This is a genomic window from Marichromatium sp. PS1, from assembly GCF_041155115.1.
Classification (GTDB): Bacteria; Pseudomonadota; Gammaproteobacteria; order Chromatiales; family Chromatiaceae; genus Marichromatium; species Marichromatium gracile.
The window spans coordinates 527,387-550,449 of sequence record NZ_BAAFHB010000004.1; the positions used below are offsets into that span (position 1 = coordinate 527,387).

19 protein-coding genes are annotated in these 23,063 nt (G+C 68.4%); 5 read left to right on the plus strand and 14 right to left on the minus strand.

The window, feature by feature from the left end:
• Positions 1-27 precede the first annotated feature (27 nt).
• The 9 genes from ACAM26_RS11350 to orn form a co-directional block, all read right to left on the minus strand.
• A complete protein-coding gene (locus tag ACAM26_RS11350) occupies positions 28-2,319 on the minus strand; it encodes a tetratricopeptide repeat protein (protein WP_369613683.1) in 2,292 nt (763 codons plus the stop codon).
• Positions 2,320-2,449: 130 nt separating this feature from the next.
• Positions 2,450-4,726 carry a tetratricopeptide repeat protein gene (locus tag ACAM26_RS11355; RefSeq protein ID WP_369613684.1) on the minus strand — a complete coding sequence of 759 codons (2,277 nt, stop codon included), beginning with the start codon at positions 4,724-4,726 and terminating at the stop codon, positions 2,450-2,452.
• 248 nt (positions 4,727-4,974) lie between these two features.
• On the minus strand, positions 4,975-5,898 hold the full coding sequence (locus ACAM26_RS11360) for a cephalosporin hydroxylase family protein (protein ID WP_369613685.1): 924 nt from the start codon (positions 5,896-5,898) through the stop codon (positions 4,975-4,977).
• On the minus strand, positions 5,810-6,646 hold the full coding sequence (locus tag ACAM26_RS11365) for an NAD-dependent epimerase/dehydratase family protein (RefSeq protein WP_369613686.1): 837 nt from the start codon (positions 6,644-6,646) through the stop codon (positions 5,810-5,812). The genes ACAM26_RS11360 and ACAM26_RS11365 overlap by 89 nt, the downstream gene beginning before the upstream one ends.
• Positions 6,647-6,657: 11 nt before the next feature.
• Entirely contained in the window at positions 6,658-7,884 is a 1,227-nt protein-coding gene (locus ACAM26_RS11370) for a methyltransferase domain-containing protein (RefSeq protein ID WP_369613687.1), read from the minus strand.
• Positions 7,881-8,444, minus strand: coding sequence for a dTDP-4-dehydrorhamnose 3,5-epimerase family protein (locus ACAM26_RS11375; RefSeq protein ID WP_123142658.1), 564 nt, complete (start codon positions 8,442-8,444; stop codon positions 7,881-7,883). The genes ACAM26_RS11370 and ACAM26_RS11375 overlap by 4 nt, the downstream gene beginning before the upstream one ends.
• Complete coding sequence (gene rfbG / locus ACAM26_RS11380) at positions 8,441-9,505, minus strand: CDP-glucose 4,6-dehydratase (RefSeq protein ID WP_369613688.1); 1,065 nt, start codon at positions 9,503-9,505, stop codon at positions 8,441-8,443. Before rfbG ends, ACAM26_RS11375 begins: the two co-directional genes overlap by 4 nt.
• Positions 9,506-9,510: 5 nt before the next feature.
• Complete coding sequence (gene rfbF, locus ACAM26_RS11385) at positions 9,511-10,281, minus strand: glucose-1-phosphate cytidylyltransferase (protein ID WP_123141669.1); 771 nt, start codon at positions 10,279-10,281, stop codon at positions 9,511-9,513.
• Between the two features lie 158 nt (positions 10,282-10,439).
• Complete coding sequence (orn, locus tag ACAM26_RS11390) at positions 10,440-10,988, minus strand: oligoribonuclease (protein ID WP_005224831.1); 549 nt, start codon at positions 10,986-10,988, stop codon at positions 10,440-10,442.
• 197 nt (positions 10,989-11,185) lie between these two features.
• On the opposite strand from orn, the gene rsgA reads away from it, so the two are divergent.
• Entirely contained in the window at positions 11,186-12,190 is a 1,005-nt protein-coding gene (gene rsgA, locus ACAM26_RS11395) for a ribosome small subunit-dependent GTPase A (protein WP_123141670.1), read from the plus strand.
• Entirely contained in the window at positions 12,187-12,660 is a 474-nt protein-coding gene (locus tag ACAM26_RS11400) for an EVE domain-containing protein (RefSeq protein WP_369613689.1), read from the plus strand. Before rsgA ends, ACAM26_RS11400 begins: the two co-directional genes overlap by 4 nt.
• Before the next feature lie 23 nt (positions 12,661-12,683).
• On the opposite strand, the gene cysN is transcribed toward ACAM26_RS11400, so the two are convergent.
• The 5 genes from cysN to ACAM26_RS11425 form a co-directional block, all read right to left on the minus strand.
• Complete coding sequence (gene cysN, locus ACAM26_RS11405; protein ID WP_123142654.1) at positions 12,684-14,591, minus strand: sulfate adenylyltransferase subunit CysN; 1,908 nt, start codon at positions 14,589-14,591, stop codon at positions 12,684-12,686.
• A complete protein-coding gene (gene cysD, locus ACAM26_RS11410) occupies positions 14,591-15,493 on the minus strand; it encodes a sulfate adenylyltransferase subunit CysD (RefSeq protein ID WP_062273774.1) in 903 nt (300 codons plus the stop codon). The genes cysN and cysD overlap by 1 nt, the downstream gene beginning before the upstream one ends.
• Positions 15,494-15,611: 118 nt before the next feature.
• Positions 15,612-15,950 carry a hypothetical protein gene (locus ACAM26_RS11415; RefSeq protein WP_369613690.1) on the minus strand — a complete coding sequence of 113 codons (339 nt, stop codon included), beginning with the start codon at positions 15,948-15,950 and terminating at the stop codon, positions 15,612-15,614.
• Between the two features lie 30 nt (positions 15,951-15,980).
• Positions 15,981-17,528 carry a mechanosensitive ion channel family protein gene (locus tag ACAM26_RS11420; protein WP_132229236.1) on the minus strand — a complete coding sequence of 516 codons (1,548 nt, stop codon included), beginning with the start codon at positions 17,526-17,528 and terminating at the stop codon, positions 15,981-15,983.
• A gap of 169 nt (positions 17,529-17,697) precedes the next feature.
• Positions 17,698-20,091, minus strand: coding sequence for a Tex family protein (locus ACAM26_RS11425; RefSeq protein WP_369613691.1), 2,394 nt, complete (start codon positions 20,089-20,091; stop codon positions 17,698-17,700).
• A 131-nt stretch (positions 20,092-20,222) separates the two neighbouring features.
• Here ACAM26_RS11425 and ACAM26_RS11430 point away from each other — a divergent pair, with 131 nt between their 5' ends.
• From ACAM26_RS11430 to ACAM26_RS11440, 3 genes are read left to right on the plus strand one after another with little or no spacing between them, the layout of a single operon-like run.
• A complete protein-coding gene (locus tag ACAM26_RS11430) occupies positions 20,223-20,918 on the plus strand; it encodes a 4'-phosphopantetheinyl transferase superfamily protein (RefSeq protein ID WP_123141676.1) in 696 nt (231 codons plus the stop codon).
• A gap of 42 nt (positions 20,919-20,960) precedes the next feature.
• On the plus strand, positions 20,961-21,773 hold the full coding sequence (locus ACAM26_RS11435; RefSeq protein ID WP_123141686.1) for an undecaprenyl-diphosphate phosphatase: 813 nt from the start codon (positions 20,961-20,963) through the stop codon (positions 21,771-21,773).
• A gap of 57 nt (positions 21,774-21,830) precedes the next feature.
• A complete protein-coding gene (locus tag ACAM26_RS11440; protein WP_369613692.1) occupies positions 21,831-23,054 on the plus strand; it encodes an alkaline phosphatase family protein in 1,224 nt (407 codons plus the stop codon).
• The last annotated feature ends 9 nt before the right edge of the window (positions 23,055-23,063 follow it).

Genomic DNA, 23,063 nt, shown 5'->3' on the forward strand with positions numbered 1-23,063 from the left:
ACGCGCCCCTTTACCAAAGACACAACTTCAGGCAGGGGCGGACGTCGAGTCGCACCAGCGCCGCCACATCGCCCGGTAGGCGGCCTCGATCCGTGCCACCTGCCCCTGCTCGTCACGCCAGGGGCTGGCCTCCATCTGCGCGCGCAACCCGGCGCGGGTCGTCGCCAGCGCCTCGGGATCCGCGGCCAGCGCGACCACGCGCTCGACGTAGTCGGCCTCGTCCGTGGCGATCCATTCCTCCCGCCCCAGCCCCGAGAGGATCATCGCCCCGATCCGGCCCACACTCGGCCGGTCGGCCAGGGTCACGAAGGGCACCCCCATGTAGAGCGATTCGAGCAGCGTCGTCCCCGAGTTGTGCGGGAAGCAGTCGAGTCCGATGTCCATGCCCCGCAACACGTCCCACGGCGGGGAGTGATAGCCGATCTCCAGGCGCTCGCCGCCGATCCCGTGCGCGGCAAAGCGCTCGGCCAGCGCCTCCTGCTCGGCCTCGGTGGAGAAGTCCCTGCTGTTGACCACCAGCCGCGCGCCCGGCACCCGCTCGAGGATCTCGGACCACACCCGAATGGTGCGGTGGTTGACACGCACCCCACGGGTCAGCGTACCGAAGGTGATGTATCCCCGCTCCAGCGCCGGCAACACGTTCACCGCCCCCATCCCCTCGCTCGGGCGATACATGCCGGCGGGCGCGGCAATCCGCCAGGGCCGCTCGCTGAACAACTCCTCAGCACCCTCCGGCACCAGGACCTCGTCACACAGGAAGTAGTCGATCGCGCTCAACCCCGAGGTGTAGCCATAACCGACCCAGAGACTCACCGACACCGGCGCCGGCTTGCGCGCGAACGCCCCCAGCCGGTTATTTGCTGTATGTCCGGCCAGGTCGACCAGGATGTCGATGCCGTCGGCACGGATACGTTCGGCGAGCTGGACGTCGCTCAGCCCTCGGGTCGGCACCCAGTGATCGACCAGTGAGCGATAACGTGCGGTCTGGGCATCCTCGCGCACCAACTGAGCATAGGCAAAAACCTCAAACCGCTCATGATCATGGCATTCGAGCAACGGTTCGAGCATGTAGCGAATTGCGTGGGAGAAAAAGTCCGGAGAGACATAGCCCAGGCGCAAGCGTCGCTCTGGCTCACGCCCGTTACTGTGCGATCGCCAATTCACCCTGAGCGATTGCCAATAGCGGATATCGTAATCCCGGTAGGCGGCAAAAATGTCCTGACCGGACCAGTCAGGATGGTAGTTGATCGTAAACAGCTGATTGGATTCAGCGACAGCAAATTGAGGCTTATCTTTTAGCGCCAGCGAGTAGTAACGAAGCGATTCATCGTGGCGACCAAGATCCTGAAAGATACCGGCAATATTGTTTTTGGCATTGCAGTTACCGGGATCTTTGGCCAAGGCATTCTGATAGTAAGCCAAGGCTTGATGGAGGTGTCCGCGCTCCTTGCAGACAACCCCGATATTCGAGTAAGCCTCGGAAAGACCTGGCTTCAGCGAAAGCGCCTGCTTACAACAGACAATCGACTCATCAAGCTTCCCAAGCGATTTCAAAACAACCCCAAGGCTGTTGTATGCCTCGGCATAATATGGCGAAATCTCTATGGCGCGACGAAAACAACGTTCAGCCTGCGAGTATCTTCCTAGCTCAACAAGGATGTTGCCCAAGGTGTTTAGCAGCTCTGAATCTACAGAATCTATTGCCAGAGCTTGCTGCATGACTGTCAGTGCGGCTTGATATTTTCCAGAATGGAAAAGGGCGGTGCCCATGGCCTTCCACAAAAAGGGATCTCGAGGAAATCTATCACATAGATCACGCGCCTTTGCCAAGGCTTCATCAAAGCGTTTTACCTCTATCAAACCTTTGATCTCAGAGGCATCCGCAGTCGAAATCCGAGGCGTTTCAGTTGTCGCCAACGCCTCCTTCACCTCCACGCCACGATTGACATCAGAAAAGCTTTCTTGATCAATCCCCAAGCGCTTGCAGAGCTGGGCAAAAACGCCCGCACCATCCTCCATGGCGCGCACTTCGCTCAACACGAGACCAGCATCCTTGTGGTGGCCTTTGGCCAGTAGCACGTCGATCAGCAAAGCCAACGCGTTTAGATCCAGTGGCTTGAGCCTCAGGGCTTTCCTGATCAGCTCGGCACTGGCATCGAGATTCCCTTTGAGCTTCGCAATCGAGGCCAGATCAAAAAGCGCAGAGAAGTGGTCAGGATCGACCTCAAGCACGGCACGATAAATCGGCTCAGCCACCTCAATACGCCCGTCACGATAATGACCCAGGGCTATCTCGTAAAGATTGTCATCACCATTCAAAACCGCACCTTTTTAGTAGTGGAGCCGCTGCTGGGCGCCAGCGCCGGGACGACAGCCTGATGCTCAACGGCATCTCTCTGGATTCTGTTCCGAGCTGGAATCACAGCATCAATGCTGAACAACTATCGCACTAAAGGGCTGCAAGCACCTCTTCCGATGTGCCCGAGACGCACCACCGTCGCCACATCGCCCGGTAGGCGGCCTCGATCCGCGCCACCTGCCCCTGCTCGTCACGCCAGGGGCTGGCCTCCATCTGCGCGCGCAACCCGGCGCGGATCGTCGCCAGCGCCTCGGGATCCGCGGCCAGCGCGACCACGCGCTCGACGTAGTCGGCCTCGTCCGTGGCGATCCATTCCTCCCGACCCAGCCCCGAGAGGATCATCGCCCCGATCCGGCCCACACTCGGCCGGTCGGCCAGGGTCACGAAGGGCACCCCCATGTAGAGCGACTCGAGCAGCGTCGTCCCCGAGTTGTGCGGGAAGCAGTCGAGTCCGATGTCCATGCCCCGCAACACGTCCCACGGCGGGGAGTGATAGCCGATCTCCAGGCGCTCGCCGCCGATCCCGTGCGCGGCAAAGCGCTCGGCCAGGCTCTCGACACTCAATGGATCGGCATAGGTTCGGCTGTCGACGACCAGGCGCGAACCCGGCACCCGCTCGAGGATCTCGGACCACACCCGGATGGTGCGGTGGTTGACACGCACCCCACGGGTCAGCGTACCGAAGGTGATGTATCCCCGCTCCAGCGCCGGCAACACGTTCACCGCCCCCATCCCCTCGCTCGGGCGATACATGCCGGCGGGCGCGGCAATCCGCCAGGGCCGCTCGCTGAACAATTCCTCCGCACCCTCGGGCACCAGGACCTCGTCGCACAGGAAGTAGTCGATCGCGCTCAATCCCGAGGTGTAGCCATAACCGACCCAGAGACTCACCGACACCGGCGCCGGCTTGCGCGTGAAGACCCTCAGCCGATTGCCCGCCGTATGTCCGGCTAGGTCCACCAGGATATCGATACCATCGGCACGGATGCGCGTATCGAGTTCGGCATCGCTCAGACCACGGGTCGGCACCCAATGATCGACCAACCCCTGGTAGCGCGCCGTCTGCGCGTCCTGACGCGTCAACTCGGCATAGGCGTACAGCTCGAATTGCGTCTGGTCATGGCATTCGAGCAGTGGCTCGAGCATGTAGCGGATCGCATGTGATCGAAAGTCCGGGGAGACATAGCCCACACGTAAACGACGTTCGGGGTCAGGAGGGTTGGCATATGCACGCCGATGCACACGTGCAGGAGCGGCATGACGGTATTCGAAGTCCTGATAGGCCGCACGGATCGCCTCGACCGACCGATCCGGATGATAGTTCAGGGTGAAGAGCAGACTACTGTCAGCCCCGAAGGGATCCTCGGCCAGTTCCCGGGCCCGAAGGCGCACGGCGATCGAGGCATCGAGATCGCCTAGATCCTGGAGCACACACCCCAGATTGTGCAGGGCGCCGGGGTAGTCTGGCTGAAGCTCAAGGGCCCGCTCGTAGCAGGCGCGCGCCTCACCGAGACGATCGAGATCACGCAAGCTGTTACCCAGATTCAGATGGGCCTCGATCAGGTCGGGCTTGAGGACGAGCGCCTGCCGATAACAGTCGATCGCCTGCTGGGGCTTGCGCTCCAGTTCAAAGGTGTTGCCCAGGTTGCAATAGGCCTCGGCATAATCCGGACGGATCCGAATCGCGGCAAGATAGCTCTGCTGCGCGGCGCCGAGTCGATCCAAGGCCGCAAACGCGTTGCCGCGATTGTTCAACGCCTCGACGTGATCCGGATCGAGCGCCAGGACACGCTCCAGGGTTTCCAGCGCGGTCTCGAACAGGCGGGCGCGGAGCTGGACGCTGGCGAGGTTGTTGAGACTCTGTACGTTGCAAGGGTCTCGTGCCAGCACCCGATTGAACCAATCGGTGGCCTGCGGCAACCGACCGAGCTGGAGACAGGCATTGCCGGCGTTGTTACACGCCAGGAGGAGCCCGGGGTCGATCGCATGGGCGCGGGCATAACACGCCAGAGCCTCGTCGAGCTGGCCAAGCTCGTGCAATGCGAGCCCGAGGTTGTAATGAATCTTGGCTTGGTCCGGGGCGATCTCCAGGGCACGTCGGTAGTGTCTCAGCGCATCCTCGACCCGCCCCAGACGCAACAATGCTGTCGCAATACCGTCATGGATCTCGGGATCGGCGGCATCGAATACCAACGCCCGTTCGAGTACGGCGAGCGCCTCGGCATGGTGCCGACGCCGCACCAGAATCAGGCCCAGCGCCTTGTGGGCGAAGACATCGCCCGGGTAGCAGACGACGAACCGCCGCGCCTCGCGCTCCGCTCCCTCGAGGTCGGCACCAGCCGCCCGCGCGACCCATGCTTCGCGCAAGGACGGTGGTACCCGTTCGTCAAGACGGGGACCAGTCTCGCCCAACTGGCGCAAGATCGCCCGGGCCTCGGTCTGATCGGGGTCGATCGCAAGCACGGCGCGACAGAGCGCCACGGCCACATCGTGCCGTCCGGCGACGAGGTGTTCGTGAGCTTGAGTGAGCAGACTTTCGTTCATACCGAGGTCAGGGTCCCCACATCGTCATCGAGCACCCCGGCGACAGACCGGGTCGTACAGGGTCGCATCACTCAAGCAACGCGCTTGAGAAAACCTCCCCGCGCAACCGTCAGCAACAGCTTGTCGGAGATCGATGCGTCGATCTCGAAACGTGAGTCCCTTGCAAGGAAATCGCGAACGGCCGTCATCGGGTTGTTCCCCTGACTCCAGGGCCGCCCGGGAAAGACCGCGGTCTCGAATTCCTCGATCACCGTATCGAAGACGGCGCAGTAACACCCCGGGGTCACCAAGGGCGCATACAGATCCAACTCCTTCACGACATGGTCATGGGTGTGGCTCGAATCCAGACAGACCATCACCCGCTGCTCGCTGCGGATGGAACGGCGGACCTCGTCGAGGACGGCCGGATCCGTACTGTCGCCCTCGACCATCTCGATCCGCCCGGCCAGCGGATGGCTCTCGACGGCCTGGCGATTGTGCGCGCGGATATCGAGATCGATGCCGACGACCCGTCGCCGATCGGCGACCGGGACGCCCGCACGCTCGGCATCGGTCAGATCGAGCAGCGCCAGCATGGAGGCGCTGAAGATCAGTGAGCCGCCGCGCGCGATCCCGGTCTCGATGATGACATCCGGCCGCGTCGTCCAGATGATCTCCTGCAGCGCGAAGACGTCCTGGGGATACTGGATGATCGGCAGACCGAGCCAGTCGAATTGATACGAGTAACGCGCCCGCAGACTCTCGCGCATGAACCCCTCGGCGGCCTCCTGCAGGGGGCCATCGTCACGATAGTCCTCGACCCGGGCGGTACGTTCGGCAATGAAACTCTCGCGGTCATCTTTCATAGTGAAGTGGCCATAGCAGCAAAACTCCGTGGATTTTGGTGAGAACGGGCGCGAACCCTGCTCACGTCTCGTCCAGCACCCCGATGATGCACGGCGGATCCTGCGGATTATCGGGCCGCGACCCGAAGCGCAAGAGATCGCGACGACCATAACCGTCGGCGACCCGCTCGGCGATCTGGCGTACGCTCTGGCCCCTGCCGGAGCAGATGTTGAACGCACCGCATCGCCCGCCCAGCGCGACCTCGGCGATCATCTCGCCGGCCCGCTCGACATCGAGATAGTCGCGGACCTGCTCGCCACTGCCGAGATCGACAGGCTCTCCGGCGGCAAGCCGGGTATGGAGGTGGGCCACCAGTCGACGTGGATCCTCCCCCTCGCCATACAGATAGAAGGGACGGCACCAGGCGAACTCGACGCCCGCCACTCGCAGCAACTGCTCGAGGACCTGATAGGTCGATGCCTTGCATGCGCCATAGAGTGTCTGCGGCCTCAGTGGCGTGTGGATATCGAGAGACCCCGGCGTCGGGTCGTACTCGGCACAGCTGCCGACACCGACGAAGCGCCGACCGCCAGCGGCGACGAACGCCTCGGCCAGATGCAATGATCCGGTCAGACAGACAAGATTGCGCGTGGAGTCCAGATACCGACCAGGTTCGGCATACCAGGCCGCATGCACCAACATCTCCCCCCCGGCCAGCACGGTCTGCAGCGTTTCCACCGAAGCGGTGAAGAGATCCTCGATCTCGACCAGCTCGACACCGCGGGCCGGGAACAAGACCGCGGCACGCGCAGGATCACGCACCAGCAGGCGCACCCCGATACCTCGGTCGAGCAACGCCTGGACGATGCGGCGTCCGACAAACCCGCTCGCCCCCGTCACGATGACCCGTTCATTCATGGTGTGTCGCCTCAACACTCGCAGAGTCGGGGCACCGCGACGACGAAGCGCGCGCCCCACTCGCGGACATAGCCGAGCTGCGCGGTGAGTTCATCGCGCAGGTTCCAGGGCAGCAGCAGCACCCGGTCGGGGCGGGTCTCACGCAGACGCGACTCGGCGACGATGGGGATGCGGCTGCCGGGGAGATGGCGCCCCAGCTTGCCGGGGCTGCGGTCGACCACATAGTGCAGCAGATCGGGCCGCACCCCGGCGAAGTTGAGCAGGGTGTTGCCCTTGGCCGCGGCGCCGTAGCCGACCACCTGGAGCCCCTGGCGCCGCGCCTGGATGAGATAGTCGATCAGCTCGAGACGCAACCGCTCGGCGCGCGCCTGCAGCCCCCGGTAGGTCGCCGCCCGCTCCAGCCCGGCGGCCAGCTCCTCGGCGCGCAGCGCCGCCACCCGGGGCGTGGTCGGACGCGCGCCGTGGTCGGCACGCTGGGCGAACACCCGCAGGCTGCCGCCGTGGGTCGGCAGGGTCTCGACATCGAACACCGCCAGGCCGTTGGCTGCGCACACCCGCCCCACCGCGCCCAGCGACAGATAGGAGTAGTGCTCGTGATAGAGGGTATCGAACTGGTTGCCCGCGATCAGCCGCAGCAGGTGCGGGAACTCGAAGGTCGCCACCCCGTCCGGGCGCAGCAGCAGGGCGATGCCGGCGACGAAATCGTTGATCGCCGGGACATGGGCGAGGACGTTGTTGGCGACCACCAGATCCGCACCCCAGCCCTCGGCGAGCAGCCGCGCGGCGAGCGCGCGGTCGAAGAAGGCCTCGACGATCTCCAGCCCGCGCTCGCGCGCCGCGGCGGCGACCGCCGCGGTCGGCTCGACCCCCAGACAGGGGATGGCGCGCGCCTGCAGGTGCTGGAGCAGATAGCCGTCGTTGGCCGCCAGCTCCACCACCCGCGAGTCGCCGTCGAGCCCGAGACGCTCGACCATGGTCGCGACATAGCGCTTGGCATGGGCCACCCAACTCGTCGAGACGCTGCTGAAATAGGCGTAGTCGGCGTCGAACAGGGTCTCGGGGCGGGCGAAGTCCTCGGTCTGCACCAACCAGCAGCGCTCGCACACCAGCACCCGCAGCGGGTACCAGGACTCGGGGCGGTGCAGCGCCGCGGCGCTCAGATAGGCGTTGGAGGGCGGCGCGCTGCCGAGGTCGACGAAGGGCAGGCGCAGCGGCGCGCCGCAGTGACGGCAGTTCACGGCGCAATCCCCCGAAACTCGTCGTCGAGCAACGCCAAGGCGCGATCGCGCGCCGAGCGCTCGCCGAGCGGCAGCGGCCAGGGGATGGCCAGACGCGGATCGTCGACGCGCACCCCGCCCTCGGCCTCGGGGACATGGGGCGCGGTGTGCAGATAGAGCAGCTCGCAGTCCTCCGTCAGCGTCTGAAAGCCGTGGGCGCAACCCTCGGGGATCACCAGCGTGGTCGGGCGCTCGGCCTCCAGCCGCTCGGCGTGCCACTGCAGGAAGGTCGGCGAGCCGGCGCGCAGATCGAGCGCCAGGTCCCAGACCGCGCCGCGCAGACAGGTGACGAACTTGGTCTCGGCGTGCGGCGGGCGCTGGTAGTGGAGCCCGCGCACCGTGCCGCGCGCGCGGGTCAGCGAGCGGTTGATCTGGACGATCGGACGCCCGCCGCCGAGCGCTGCCAGATCCATCGCGCAATAGAGCCGCTCGAAGACGCCGCGCGCATCGGCGAGCGGCGTCCGCGCGATCACCTCGACCCCGGCGATCGCGGTCGGGTGACGCACCAGGCGCGCGCTCATCGCGGTGGCTCCGTGGCCATGTAGTCGGCGATCTGCGCCAGGGTGCGCACCTGCATGTCCTCCCCGGCGCGCCAGGCGCGGTGCCAGTCGAGGGTGCGCGCCAGCGCCTGCTCCAGCGGCCAGCGCGGACGCCAACCGAGCGCGGCGCGCGCCTTGCTGCTGTCGAGTCGCAGCACCGATGCCTCGCGCGGCTGAGGACTGTCATCGAGCCGCCACTGCGCCCCCGGCACGGCGGCACACAGCCACTCGACCAGCCAGCGCACCGGGCGCGCGTCCGCAGCCTCGGGACCGAAGTTCCAGGCGCCGATGTACTCGCCATCGTCCGCGCACAGCCGCTCGGCGAGATCGAGATAACCGGCGAGCGGTTCGAGCACGTGCTGCCAGGGCCGGATCGCCCCGGGCGCGCGCAGCACCACCGGCTCGCCGGCGTCGATCGCGCGCAACACGTCGGGGACCAGCCGTTCGGCGGCCCAGTCGCCGCCACCGATGACGTTGCCCGCACGCACGGTGGCGAGCGCCGTCCCGGCCTCCTCGAGGAAGGCGCGACGATAGCTCGCGCTGACCAGCTCGGCGCAGGCCTTGCTGCTCGAATAGGGGTCGTGACCGCCGAGGGCGTCGTCCTCGCGATAGGGCCAGATCCAGTCGTGGTTCTCGTAGCACTTGTCGCTGGTCACCACCACCACGGCGCGCACCCCGGGGTGCTGACGCACGGTCTCGAGCAGGTCGACGGTGCCCATCAGGTTGACCGCGTAGGTCTCGACCGGGTCGCGATAGGCCGCGCGCACCAGCGGCTGGGCGGCGAGATGGAACACCACCTCGGGCGCGGCGGCATCGAAGGCGGCGGCGAGCGCGGCGCGATCGCGCAGGTCGGCGATGTGCTCGCCGGCGAGGCGCTCGCCGACCCGCACCGCCCGGTACAGGCTCGGCGTGGTCGGCGGCGCCAGCGCATAGCCGTGCACCCGGGCGCCGAGCCGTGCCAGCCAGAGCGCGAGCCAGCCGCCCTTGAATCCGGTGTGGCCGGTGATGAATACCCGCCGTTCTCTCCAGAACTGCTGTTCCATCGTCGTCACCAGGTCTTCCAGGGCGCCGCCCCGGAGCGCCACAGCGCCTCGAGCTGGGTGCGGTCGCGCAGCGTGTCCATCGGCCGCCAGAAGCCCTGGTGCTCGAAGGCCATCAGCTCGCCCATGGCGCTGAGCCGCGCCAGCGGCTCGCCCTCCCAGCCGGTCTCGTCACCGGCGATCAACTCCAGACAGGCCGGCGAGAGCACGAAGAAGCCGCCGTTGATCAGCCCGCCGTCGCCGCGCGGCTTCTCGGTGAAGGCGGCCACCCGCGCGCCCTCGCGCTTGATCGCGCCATAGCGCCCGGGGGCCTGCACCGCGGTGACCGTGGCGAGATGGCCGTGGTCGCGATGGAAGGCGACCAGCGCGCCGATGTCGACATCACTCAGGCCGTCGCCATAGGTGAAGCAGAAGGGCGCCTCGGCGTCGAGATAGTCGGCCACGCGCTTGAGTCGGCCGCCGGTCTGGGTGTGCAGCCCGGTGTCGACCAGGGTCACGCGCCAGGGCTCGGCCTTGCGCTCGTGGACCTCCATGCGGTTGTTGGCGATGTCGAAGGTGACGTCGGACATGTGCAGGAAGTAGTTGGCGAAGTACTCCTTGATGACATAGCCCTTGTAGCCGCAGCAGATCACGAAGTCGTTGATGCCGTGAACGGAGTAGTGCTTCATGATGTGCCAGATGATCGGCATGCCGCCGATCTCGATCATCGGCTTGGGGCGCAGGTGCGACTCCTCCGAGATCCGCGTCCCGAAACCGCCTGCCAGAATGACCGCCTTCATCAGTGCTCCTCAATCAGGGTGTCGACCGCAACCGACGCATGCTGCGAATAACGGCACGACCGGCGACGAGATGAGCGATCGCCTCGGACGCCCGCCTCTATCTGGCCCCCATGATAACCAGCACGACGGGGATCGCACAGCATCGCGCGCGCGATACATCACTCCAGCCGCAGCAGTTGCTCGCGGTAATAGCGCAGCTCCTCGATCGACTCGCGAATGTCGTCGAGGGCGAGATGGCGCGAGGCCTTGCGCACCCCGGCGGCGACCTCCGGGGCCCAGCGCTGGGCGAGGATCTTGAGGGTGCTGACATCGAGATTGCGATAGTGACAGAACCCCTCGAGCCGGGGCATCCAGCGGGCGAGGAAGCGACGGTCCTGACAGATGCTGTTGCCGCACAGCGGCGAGGCACCGGCCGGCACCAGGTCGGCGAGGAACTCGAGGGTGGCGCGCTCGGCGGCGGCCTCGTCCTGTGCGCTCAGCCGCACCCGCTCGATCAGCCCGGAGGCGCCGTGGTGTTCGCGATTCCATTCATCCATGCCGGCGAGCTGCGCCTCGGACTGGTGGATCGCGATCACCGGCCCCTCGGCCAGCACCTTGAGCTGGGTGTCGGTGACGATGGTGGCGATCTCGAGGATGCGATCGGTGTCGGGGTCGAGTCCGGTCATCTCCAGGTCGATCCAGATCAGGTTCTGCGGGCTCTTGGTCATGAGCGTTCCTTGAGCAATGGGGCCTGTCGCAAGGCCGGGTGACGGAATCAAGCCGCAGTGTACTGCAAGGAGCGGCATCGTGCGGAGCGCCGGCGCTTTCCCTAGAATAGCCCCACCCCAGCCAGGAGCCCGAGCATGCACACCGACCACCCGCAGCCTCCCCGCCCCACCCCGCGCCAGCCGCGCCGGGTCGCCCGATGACACGGCGGCGGCTGTCGAAGCGACAGATCGAGCGCATCCGCGCGATCCAGGAACGGCGCCGCGAGCGCCTTGCCAACCGTCCCGAGCAGGCGCTCGCCGACTGCGAGGCCGAGATCCCGCCCGAGGAGGGGCTGGTGGTGGTGCGCCACGGCGCGAGCCTGGTGGTCGAGGACCATGCGGGCGAGCTGCACCTCTGTGTCGCGCGCCAGCACCTCGGCCACCCGGTGTGCGGCGATCGGGTGGTGTGGCAGCGCGGCGAGCCCGGTCGTGGGCTGGTCAGTGCCATCCTCGAGCGCCAGACGGTGCTCAGCCGCCCCGACTACAGTGGTCGCGACAAGCCGATCGCGGCCAACCTCACCCGACTGGCGGTACTGATCGCCCCCGAGCCCGAACCGAGCGGCTATCTGGTCGACCAGTACCTGGTCGCCGCCGAGGGCATCGGCGTCGAGCCGATGCTGGTGGCCACCAAGATGGACCTGCTCGACGCCCCGGCGCGCGCGGCCTTCGAGCAGCGCTATGCCCATTATTGCGCGATCGGCTACCGCACCCTGTGGATCAGCCTGGAGCAGCCCGAAACGCTGGCCCCGCTGGTCGAGGCGCTGCGCGACCAGACCAGCATCCTCGTCGGTCAGTCCGGGGTGGGCAAGTCCTCGCTGGTCAAGGCGCTGCTGCCCGATCGCGACATCCAGGTCGGGCGCCTCTCGGCGGCCACCGGGCTGGGGCGTCACACCACCTCGGCGGCGAGCTGCTACCGCCTGCCCGGCGGCGGCGTGCTGATCGACTCGCCCGGGGTGCGCAGCTTCCGCCTCGGCGCCATCGGTCTGGCCGAGCTGCAGTGGGGCTTTCGCGAGTTCCGCCCGCACCTCGGCGGCTGTCGCTTCGCCAACTGTCGTCACGATCAGGAGCCGGGCTGCGCCATCCGCGCCGCGGTCGAGCGCGGCGAGATCGCAGCCGCGCGGCTGGACAACTTCCATCATCTGGCGCGGGGGGTGAGCGCATGACCCACTGGCTGTTCAAGTCCGAGCCCGGGGTCTTCGGCATCGACGACTTGGCCGCGCGCGGGGTCGAGCCCTGGGACGGGGTACGCAACTATCAGGCGCGCAACCTGCTGCGCGATCGCACCGCCGTCGGCGATCCGGTGTTCTTCTATCACTCCAACTGTGCCCACCCGGCGATCGTCGGACTGGCCGAGGTCGCCAGCAGCCCGCGCCCCGACCCTACCGCCTTCGATCCCGCCTCGCCCCATCACGACCCCAAGGGCGACCCGGCGACACCGCGCTGGTATCTGGTCGACGTACGCTATCGCCGTCATCTCGCCCGCCCGATCACGCTGGCCGAACTCAAGACCCACGCCGAGGGCGCACTCGCCGGGCTGGCGCTGGTGCACCGCGGCAACCGCCTCTCGGTGATGCCGTTGAGCCCGGCGCAGTTCGACTTCATCCTCGCGCTCGAACACCGCCCGGCGCCCTGAGCCCGGGCGCCGGGGGCGGCGGCTCAGATCACCCCGCGCGCGGCGAGCAGCTCGACGACCTGCTCGGCCAGGGTCTCGGGGTCGGAGCCGTTGGCATCGAGGCGCAGCTCCGGGGCCTCGGGCGGCTCGTAGGGGCTGCCGATCCCGGTGAAGTTGGGGATCTCGCCGGCGCGCGCCTTCTTGTAGAGGCCCTTGGGGTCGCGCGCCTCGCAGGTGTCGAGATCGGCATCGACGAAGACCTCCAGGAACTCGCCGTCATCGAGTCGCTCGCGCGCCAGCCGCCGCTCGCTGCGAAACGGCGAGATGAAGCTGACACAGACGATCAGCCCGGCCTCGACCATCAGCCGCGCCACCTCGGCCACCCGACGGATGTTCTCCACCCGGTCCTCGGCGGTGAAGCCGAGATCGCGGTTGAGCCCGTGGCGGACGTTGTCGCCGTCGAGCGTCATGGTGTGACGGCCCATGGCGTGGAGGCGCTGCTCGACGAGATCGGCCACGGTCGACTTGCCCGCGCCCGACAGCCCGGTGAACCAGAGCACGCAGGGCTTCTGTCCCTTGGCCGCGGCGCGCGCGCTCTTGTCGATCTCCATCGCATGGTGGTGGATGTTGGCCGCGCGGCGCAGCGCGAAGTCGATCATGCCGCAGCCGACGGTGGCGTTGCTGATGCGATCGACGAGGACGAAGGCGCCGGTCTCGCGGTTGTCGACATAGGGGTCGAAGGGCACCGCGCGATCGAGCGCGAGGTTGCACACCGCAACATCGTTGAGCGCGAGGTGCTTGGCCGCGGTCTGCTCCAGGGTGTTGACGTTGACCTTGTGCTTGATCTCGGTGACCTGGGCGTTGAGCGCGGCGGTGGCGGTGCGCAGCAGATAGGGCCGACCGGGCAGCAGCGGCTGCTCGTCCATCCACACCAGGTGGGCGGCGAACTGGTCGGCGACCTCGGGGCGCGCCTCGGCGCCGGCGATCAGGTCGCCGCGCGAGACGTCGATCTCGTCGTCGAGCACCAGGGTCACCGCCTCGCCGGCACCGGCCCGCTCGCGCTCCCCGTCCATGGTGACGATGCGCGCGAGCGTCGAGCGCTTGCCCGCCGGCAGCACCACCAACGGCTCGCCGACGCGCACCTCGCCGCCGGCGACGGTGCCGCTGAAGCCGCGGAAGTCGAGGTTCGGCCGGTTGACCCACTGTACCGGCATGCGGAAGGGCCCGGCGCGCAGGTCGCGCTCGACATCGACCCCTTCCAGATAACCGAGCAGGGTCGGCCCGTCGTACCAGGGCATGCGTTCGGAGGCGGCGGTGACATTGTCGCCGGTGAGCGCCGAGACCGGGATGCAGGTGACCGCATCGATCCCGAGCCGCGCGGCGAAGGCGCGATAATCGGCGCTGATGCGCTCGAAGGTCTCGCGGTCCCAGTCGACCAGATCCATCTTGTTGACCGCCAGCACCAGATGGCGGATGCCGAGCAGCGAGACGATATAGCTGTGGCGCCGGGTCTGGGTGAGCACCCCCTTGCGCGCGTCGGCGAGCAGCACCGCGGCCTCGGCGGTGGAGGCGCCGGTGGCCATGTTGCGGGTGTACTGCTCGTGCCCGGGGGTGTCGGCGACGATGAACTTGCGCCGATCGGTGGTGAAGAAGCGGTAGGCGACATCGATGGTGATGCCCTGCTCGCGCTCGGCGGCCAGACCGTCGACGAGCAGCGCCAGATCGAGGTTGCCGCTGCCGGTGGTGCCGAAGCGCGCCGAGTCGTTCTCGAGACTGGCGAGCTGGTCCTCGAACAACAGCTGGCAGTCGTAGAGCAGCCGTCCGAGCAGGGTCGACTTGCCGTCGTCGACCGAGCCGCAGGTGATGAAGCGCAGCAGCGTCTTGTCTTCCTGGGCGCGCAGATAGGCCTCGACCTCGGCGGTGGCGCCGGCGTGTTCGGGTGTCTGGGTCATCAGAAGTAGCCCTCCTGCTTCTTGGCTTCCATGGAGGCGCCGGCGTCCTGGTCGATGACCCGGCCCTGTCGCTCGCTGGTGCGCGCCAGCAGCATCTCGCGGATGATCTCGGGGAGCGTCTGCGCGCTGCTCTCCACCGCGCCGGTGAGCGGGTAGCAGCCGAGGGTACGAAAGCGCACCATGCGCGCCTCGGGCCTCTCGCCCGGGGCCAGCGGCATGCGCTCATCGTCGACCATGATCAGGGCGCCGTCGCGCTCGACCACCGGGCGCGGCGCGGCGAAATAGAGCGGCACCACCGGGATCTCCTCCTGATAGATGTACTGCCAGATGTCGAGCTCGGTCCAGTTCGACAGCGGGAAGACGCGGATGCTCTCGCCCTTGTTGATGCGGCCGTTGTAGAGGTTCCACAGCTCCGGGCGCTGGTTCTTGGGGTCCCAGCGGTGGCTGCGGGTACGGAAGGAGAACACCCGCTCCTTGGCCCGGCTCTTCTCCTCGTCGCGCCGCGCGCCGCCGAAGGCGGCATCGAAGCCGTAGAGATCGAGCGCCTGCTTGAGCGACTGGGTCTTCATCACGTCGGTGTGCACCGCCGAGCCGTGGGTGAAGGGGCCGATGCCCTGCGCCACCCCCTCCTGGTTGATGTGCACCAGCAGGTCGAGCCCGAGTTCGGCGGCACGCCGGTCGCGGAAGGCGACCATCTCGCGGAACTTCCAGGTGGTGTCGACATGCAGCAGCGGAAACGGCGGCTTGGAGGGATAGAAGGCCTTGAGGGCCAGGTGCAGCATCACGCTGCTGTCCTTCCCGATGGAGTAGAGCATCACCGGGTTGCGGAACTGGGCCGCGACCTCGCGCATGATGTGGATGCTCTCGGCTTCGAGGCGTTGCAGATGCGTCTGATATGACATGGCTTCCCTGATCTCGTGCACGGATCGTGAGCGCCGACGGCGCACACAGGGCCCAATGGTAACGGTTCGGTGTGAACTGGAGAAAACCGTGACCGATTTCAAATCCCGCAAGGCACCGCTAGAGCAGCCGCTGCGCCGCGCCGCCGCGCAGCCCGAGCACCTGGCGCCCGAGCGTCAGCGCCTGCTCGGCGAAGGCGTCCGGGCCGTCCCAGGCCAGCCCCTCGGCCATCACCTCGTCGAGCAGCGCGCTGACCACCCGCAGCCGGTCGCCCTCACCACCGCGCTCGGCGCAGACATAGAGGCTCGGCTCGCCCTCACCGGCGGGGACGAAGGCGAGGATGAAGCGATAGGGACGCGGATCGGCGCTATCGATCTCGCCGAGCAGGGTCGCCTCGCAGCCGTCGAGGCGGTAGCGACGCTTGGGAATCGCGGTACGGATATGGGGTCGGTGCTCCATCGCCGGTGCTCCTCTCTTGGGTGACGGGGCTCAGCGCCCCCGGTAGAAGCGATTGGGGCGGACCATCACGGTTTCGATCCGGCGGCTGATATCGCGCAGGCTCAACCGACGCACCGGCTGGCGACTGGCGGTACGCGCCGCCTCGGCGGTGTCGAGACGCGCCTTGACCACCCCGGCGAGGCGCTCGGCCAGCTCCGGGCGCGCAGCGACGATACGACGCACGCAGTCGAGATCGACACGGATCAGACTGACATCGCTCTTGGCGGTGAATTCGAGGAAGGAGGGGTCGTTGGTCAACATCGAGGTGATGCCGAAGTGCTTGCCCGGCCCCAGCGTCTCGGTGACCTTGCGGCTGCGGTCCGGGAGGGTGACCACCGCCTCCACCAGACCACCGGCGACGACGTAGAAGGCATCGCTCTGGGCGCCGTCGGCGAGGATCACGTGACCGCTGTCGTAGTGACAGTAGACCCCGCGCGCGGCGACCTCCTCGAGTTCGTCGGCGGTGAGCAGACCACTCACATCCAGCCCCTTGAGCGCGAGCAGGATGCTCGGCGGCTCGGCGTGACTGACATGGGCGCGACGGGTGCGCATCTCGCGCACCTCCGGGGCCATCTCGATGCCCGCGTCCTGGAGGCTGCGATGGATCTCGCGAAACAGCTCCTCGCGGGCGCGGAACATCGCCGGATAGTTCTTCAGATGCACCCAGACCATGTAGACGTAGGGCACCGTGGTGGCCTCGCTCAAGCGCACCACCGGATAGGGGAACTTGAGCACGCTCTCGCAGCGCATCGCCGCCTCGAGCATCAGCGCGGTGGCAAAGCGCGGATCGATCTCGGCGGGCAGCTTGACGAAGTACCAGGGGGCGTAGAGGTGCTGGTCGTCGTGCAGGTTCTTGATCGGCTGCCCGGCCATCTGCGAGTTGGGGATGATGTGGGTGGAGTTGTCCCAGCCGCGCAGCCGGGTCGAGCGCCAGTTGAGATCGATCACCTGACCGACGATGCCGTTGTTGAGCTCGACCCAGTCGCCGAGCCGGAAGGGCCGCTCGACGCCGAGGGCGATGCCCGAGAACAGGTCGCCCAGGGTCTTCTGCAGCGCCAGACCGAGCACCGCCGCGGCAACGCCGGTCGAGACCCAGATGCCGGTGAAGGAATAGCCGCGCTGCCACAGATAGATCGCCAGCCCGAAGAGCATCATCGCCACATAGATCAGACCGACCACCAGCTTGGGTACGCGCTCGGAGAGATCGTCGTCGGCGCGCACCAGCAGCACCACCTCGATCAGCCGCGCCACCGCCCAGCCGGCGGCCAGATGTGCTACCAGCAGGGTCAGCGAGCGGATGCCGGCATCGACGTCGGGCACCTCGAGCACCGCCGCGCCGAGCCTCAGCAGGGTACCGGCGACGATCACCATCCCCGGCAGCACCAGCAGGTCGAGCAGCGCCACCAGCGCGGGGAAGCGGCTGGCCACCGGGCGGTTGTCGACCCGCCAGGTGACGAAGCGGATCACCAGGAAGGCGAGCAGCACGCCGAGGAAGAGGTGCCAGTTGTCCTGCGCCAGGGAGTCGAACAGTGCGGTCATGTCGTGGGTCAGCCTGGATCTTGCGTGGGCTCGGGTCGGTCCGCCCGCCGCCGGGCGAGCCCGGCAACCGACGGCGCATCCGACCGGCGGGATCGTGCATGCGCACGGCGCCGCCGCCCGAGGGCGGCGCCGTCGCGAGCGCCCCGGAGCGGGCGCTCGCCTGGGCCGTTCAGCCCTTGCGCGCCTTGGCGAAGGCCTCGGCCATGGCGCCGCCGAGCGCGGCAGCGCCCTGCCCGGCGCCGCGCTGACGCCGCTCGCCGCCCTGGCGGCGCTCTCCACCCTGACGCGGCTTGTCCGGCTTCGCCTTGGGCCGGGCCGGGCGCTGGCCCGACCTGGCCGCCTCGCCCGCGGCACGCGCCGGCGCCTTGCCGCGCCCGCTCGCCCCGCCCTTGGTGCCATCCTCGTCGCCGAGGCGCCGGGTGAGGGCGATGCGCTTGCGCTCGAGATCGACCTCGAGCACCTTGACCTTGACCAGATCGCCCGACTTGACCACCGCATGCGGGTCCTTGACGAAGCGATCGGCGAGCGCCGAGATGTGCACCAGACCGTCCTGGTGCACGCCGATGTCGACGAAGGCACCGAAGTTGGTGACATTGGTCACCGTGCCCTCGAGCACCATCCCCGGCTTGAGATCGGCCAGGGTCTCGACGCCCTCCTTGAACTGCGCGGTCTTGAACTCCGGGCGCGGGTCGCGACCGGGCTTCTCCAGCTCGGCGAGGATGTCGCGCACCGTCGGCAGGCCGAAACGCTCGTCGGTGAACGCGGCCGGGTCGAGCGCGCGCAGCGTTGCGGTGTCGCCGATCAGCGCGCCGATCTCCTTGCCGGTGTGCGCGACGATGCGCCGCACCACCGGATAGGCCTCGGGATGCACCGCCGAGGCATCGAGCGGCTCGTCGCCGTCGGGCACCCGGAGGAAGCCGGCGCTCTGCTGGAAGGTCTTGTCGCCGAAGCGCGACACCGCCATCAGCGCCTTGCGGTTGGCGAAGGCGCCGTGGTCCTCGCGGAACTGGACGATGTTCTCGGCCAGCCCGCGGTTGAGCCCCGAGACCTGGGCGAGCAGCGGCACCGAGGCGGTGTTGAGATCGACGCCGACGGCGTTGACGCAGTCCTCCACCACCGCGTCCAGGGTGCGCGCGAGCTGACCCTGGTTGACGTCGTGCTGGTACTGGCCGACGCCGATCGCCTTGGGCTCGATCTTGACCAGCTCGGCGAGCGGGTCCTGCAGCCGCCGCGCGATCGACACCGCGCCGCGCAGCGAGACGTCGAGGAGCGGCAGCTCCTTGGAGGCGAACTCCGAGGCCGAGTAGACCGAGGCGCCGGCCTCGCTGACCACCAGCGAGCGCAGCCCCAGCTCGGGGTGACGCTCGATCAGCTCGCGCACCAGCCGGTCGGTCTCGCGCGAGGCGGTACCGTTGCCGATGCTCACCAGCTTGACCGCGTTCTGTCGCGCCAGCTCGGCGAGCCGGGCGATGGCGTCGTCCCACTGCTTGCGCGGCGCGTGCGGATAGATGGTGTCGGTGTCGACCACTCGCCCGGTGGCGTCGACCACCGCCACCTTGACCCCGGTGCGCAGCCCCGGGTCGAGCCCGAGGGTCGGCAGCCGCCCGGCCGGCGCGGCCAACAGCAGCGCCTTGAGGTTGAGACCGAAGACGCGGATCGCCTCGCCCTCGGCGGCCTCCAGCAGCCGCCCCTTGAGCTCCAGATCGAGTCGGGTGAGGAGCTTGACGCGCCAGCACTTGCGCACCGTCTCGACCAGCCAGTCGTCGGCGGCGCGGCCCTGCTGGGCGATGCCGAAGCGCGCGGCGATGCGCGCGCGGCAGGGGGCGTCGGGGTCCTCGCCGGGACCCGACAGCAGCTCCAGCGCGAGCACCCCCTGGTTGCGACCGCGAAACAGCGCCAGGGCGCGGTGCGAGGGGATCTTGGCGATCGCCTCGCGATAGTCGAAGTAGTCGGCGAACTTGTTGCCCTCCTGCTCCTTGCCCTCGAGCACCCGCGAGACCAGGATGCCCTGCTCCCACAACCGGTCGCGCAGCTCGCCGGCGAGTTCGGCGTCCTCGGCGAAGCGCTCCATGAGGATCTGGCGCGCGCCCTCGAGTGCGGCCTCGGCATCGGCCACCCCGCGCTCGGCCTCGACATAGGCCGCGGCGCACTGCTCGGGCACCTGGGTGGGATCGGCGAGCAGCGCCTCGGCCAGCGGCTCGAGCCCGGCCTCGCGGGCGATCTGCGCCTTGGTGCGACGCTTCGGCTTGTGCGGCAGATAGAGGTCCTCGAGCCGCTGCTTGGTCTCGGCCGCGACGATCTCGGCGTGCAGCTCGGCGGTGAGCTTGCCCTGCTCCTCGATGCTCTTGAGCACGGTGACGCGGCGCTCGTCGAGCTCGCGCAGATAGACCAGCCGCTCCTGCAGATGACGCAGCTGGACGTCATCGAGACCGCCGGTGACCTCCTTGCGATAGCGCGCGATGAAGGGCACGGTGGCGCCCTCGTCGAGCAGCCGCACGGCCGCCTCCACCTGCTCCGGTCGGACCGCGAGTTCCTGGCTGATGGTCTCGGTGATGCTGATCATTGACTCTCGTTCATCGTTGCGAAAAGGGAAAACCGGGCGCGGCGTCACGACCACGCCGGCGTCGCGCCCGTGGCATCATACCCGAGCACAGCGGCGGCGATCTCCCGGCGCCGCGCGACAGGACCCGAACGATGACCGACGAAGACCTCCACTGGCAACCGGCGAGCACCGCGCCCGCACTCGGCGACGACGAGATCCATCTGTGGCGGATCGATACCGGCGAGCACCACGGCCAGGCGCTCGAGACGGCGCGCGCCGTGCTCGAGACGGCGCAGCTGGCGCGGCTCGCGCGCATCCGCGACCCGGCCCAGCACGCCCGCGCCGTTCGCGCCCAGGCCGGGCTGAGACGGGTGCTCGGGCACTATCTGGGCGAGCCGCCGCAACTGGTCAAGGGCGCCAACGGCAAGCCCTATCTCGACGCGAGGCAGGCGGCGCTCGCCTTCAATCTCACCACCAGCGGCGAGCTGGCGCTGCTCGGGGTGCGCCGCGGCAGCGGGCCACGGGCCGAGCTCGGCGTCGACTGCGAGTGGATCCGCCCGCGCGCGCGGCTCGCGGCGGTGGCGCGGCGGATGTTCGACCCCGCCACCTGCGCGGCGGTGCTCGCCCACCCCGAGGAGGCGCGGCTGGTGCCCTTCTGTCGCGCCTGGACCGCGCTCGAGGCCGATGCCAAGTGCGACGGGCGCGGGCTGATGCGCCCGCGCGCGGCGGCAAGCCCACTGCCGCGCATCGCCCACTGCCGCCCCGCCCCCGGCTACATCGCCGCGCTGGCCAGCCCGACCTTGCCGCCGCGCGCGCGCTGGCGCGCGCTGGCGCTCGTCGATGACTGATCGGCAGTATACTGCCGCCCCCGTATCCAGGAGTTACCCTTGGTGGACACCCTAGAGATCATCCTCCTCGCCCTGGTCCAGGGCATCACCGAATTTCTCCCCATCTCCAGCTCCGGGCACCTGATCCTCACCCCGCTGCTGTTCGGCTTCGAGCTGCAGGAGCTGGCCTTCGACGTCGCCCTGCACCTCGGCACCCTCGGCGCCGTGACCCTCTACTTCCGCCGCGAGATCGCGCGCATGACGGTCGCCGTGCTCGGCTCGCTGCGTCACCGTCGGTTCGATGATCCCGACGCCCGGCTCGGCTGGATGATCGTGCTCGCCACCGTGCCGGTGGTGGTGCTCGGGCTGCCGCTCAAGCTGGTGCTGGAGTTCCTCCGCGACGACCCGACGCTGATCGCCACGGTGATCGCCGCCACCAGCATCGGCTTCGGCCTGCTGCTGTGGTGGAGCGACTGGCGCGGCGCGCGGCGGCGCGACGAATACAGCCTGGGCTGGCGCGGGGCGCTGGTGGTGGGGGTGATGCAGGCGCTGGCGATCATCCCCGGCACCTCGCGCTCGGGCATCACCATCACCGCCGGGCTGCTGCTCGGGCTGACCCGGCGCGCCGCCTCGCGCTTCTCCTTCCTGCTGGCGATCCCCACCATCCTCATGGCGGGCACGGTCGAGGGTATCGAGCTGGCCGGACAGGGCGCGGCGGTCGACTGGATGGGGTTGGCGCTCGGCGCGGTGTGGTCGATGCTCTTTGCCTATCTCACCATCCATCTGTTCCTGCGCTTCATCGAGCGCGTCAGCATGCTGCCCTTCGTGCTCTACCGCGTGGCGCTCGGCGGGCTCATCCTGCTGCTGGTGTGGTAGCGTCGGGGAGCGGGCCACCATCCGGTGACCACGCGCCAACCGCCCCGAGGAGAAGGCATGACCCGACCCGAGCCCCGCTCGCTGCTCGAGCATCACCGTCCCGACTACGCCGGCGGCGGCATCGTCAACCTGATGAGCACGCTGATCGCTGCGCGCGGCGGCCAGCCGGAGACGCCGACGCTCACCGCCCTGCCCCCGGCGCGACTGGCCGACACCCGCAACCTGGTGCTGCTGGTGATCGACGGGCTGGGCGCCGACTGGCTGCGGCGCCACGCCCCCGAGGGGCTGCTCGCGCGTCATCACATCGCCACCCTGAGCACGGTGTTCCCGGCGACCACCGCCGCGGCCATCACCACCTATCTCACCGGCGACGCGCCGCTGCGTCACGGGCTGACCGGCTGGCACACCTATCTGCGCGAACTCGGCTGCGTGATGGCGGTGCTGCCCGGCACCCCGCGCTACGGCGGGGTCTCCTACGCGCGCGCCGGGATCGACCCGGCGCGGCTGTTCGGCACCCGCCCGGTGTTCGACCGCATCGCCACCCGTTCGAGCGTGATCGCGCCGCAGTTCATCATCGACTCCGACTTCAACCGCGCCCACAGCGGGCAGGCCGAGCGGCTCGGCTTCCAGGGGCTCGACGACATGTTCGGCCAGGCCGCGCGGGTGATCCGCGCCGCCCCCTGGCGTCCCGGTCGGCGCCGTCACGACACCGCCCCGCGCTATCTCTATCTCTACTGGCCGAGGCTCGACACCATCGGTCACCAGCAGGGTATCGAGAGCGCGGCGGCGGTCGGTCATCTGGCGCAGATCGAGGCCGCGCTCGCGCGCTTTCTCGAACAGATCACGGGGACCGACACCCAGGTGCTGGTGTGCGCCGACCACGGCCAGGTCGACAGCACCCCCGAGACCCGGGTCGATCTCGACGACCACCCGGAGCTGGCCGAGTGTCTGGCGCTGCCGCTGTGCGGCGAGCCGCGCGCGGCCTTCTGCTATCTGCGCCCGGGGCGCGAGCGCCAGTTCCTCGACTACTGCGAGGCGCATCTGGCCGAGCGGGTGGAGGTGGTGCCGAGCAACCGGCTGATCGAGCTGGGGATGTTCGGCAGCGGCGAGCGCAACCCGCGACTGGCCGAGCGGATCGGCGACTACTGTCTGCTCGCGCGCGACAACGCGATCGTCGTCGATCGCCTGCCGAACGAGCGCCCCCACCCGGTGGTCGGGGTGCACGGCGGGCTGAGTCGCGCCGAGCTGGAGGTGCCGCTGGCGCTGCTGCGCCCGGACTGAGCGCCGGGC

Excerpts from the sequence above, each read along its gene's own strand:
- ACAM26_RS11420 (WP_132229236.1), bottom strand. The coding sequence starts at position 17,528 with ATGACCGCACTGTTCGACTCCCTGGCGCAGGACAACTGGCACCTCTTC.
- ACAM26_RS11440 (WP_369613692.1), top strand. The coding sequence starts at position 21,831 with ATGACCCGACCCGAGCCCCGCTCGCTGCTCGAGCATCACCGTCCCGAC.
- cysN (WP_123142654.1), bottom strand. The coding sequence starts at position 14,591 with ATGACCCAGACACCCGAACACGCCGGCGCCACCGCCGAGGTCGAGGCC.
- rfbF (WP_123141669.1), bottom strand. The coding sequence starts at position 10,281 with ATGAAGGCGGTCATTCTGGCAGGCGGTTTCGGGACGCGGATCTCGGAG.
- ACAM26_RS11375 (WP_123142658.1), bottom strand. The coding sequence starts at position 8,444 with ATGAGCGCGCGCCTGGTGCGTCACCCGACCGCGATCGCCGGGGTCGAG.
- ACAM26_RS11415 (WP_369613690.1), bottom strand. The coding sequence starts at position 15,950 with ATGGAGCACCGACCCCATATCCGTACCGCGATTCCCAAGCGTCGCTAC.
- ACAM26_RS11400 (WP_369613689.1), top strand. The coding sequence starts at position 12,187 with ATGACCCACTGGCTGTTCAAGTCCGAGCCCGGGGTCTTCGGCATCGAC.
- ACAM26_RS11430 (WP_123141676.1), top strand. The coding sequence starts at position 20,223 with ATGACCGACGAAGACCTCCACTGGCAACCGGCGAGCACCGCGCCCGCA.
- rsgA (WP_123141670.1), top strand. The coding sequence starts at position 11,186 with ATGACACGGCGGCGGCTGTCGAAGCGACAGATCGAGCGCATCCGCGCG.
- ACAM26_RS11365 (WP_369613686.1), bottom strand. The coding sequence starts at position 6,646 with ATGAATGAACGGGTCATCGTGACGGGGGCGAGCGGGTTTGTCGGACGC.
- rfbG (WP_369613688.1), bottom strand. The coding sequence starts at position 9,505 with ATGGAACAGCAGTTCTGGAGAGAACGGCGGGTATTCATCACCGGCCAC.
- ACAM26_RS11425 (WP_369613691.1), bottom strand. The coding sequence starts at position 20,091 with ATGATCAGCATCACCGAGACCATCAGCCAGGAACTCGCGGTCCGACCG.
- orn (WP_005224831.1), bottom strand. The coding sequence starts at position 10,988 with ATGACCAAGAGCCCGCAGAACCTGATCTGGATCGACCTGGAGATGACC.
- ACAM26_RS11360 (WP_369613685.1), bottom strand. The coding sequence starts at position 5,898 with ATGGTCGTCGCGATCTCTTGCGCTTCGGGTCGCGGCCCGATAATCCGC.
- cysD (WP_062273774.1), bottom strand. The coding sequence starts at position 15,493 with ATGTCATATCAGACGCATCTGCAACGCCTCGAAGCCGAGAGCATCCAC.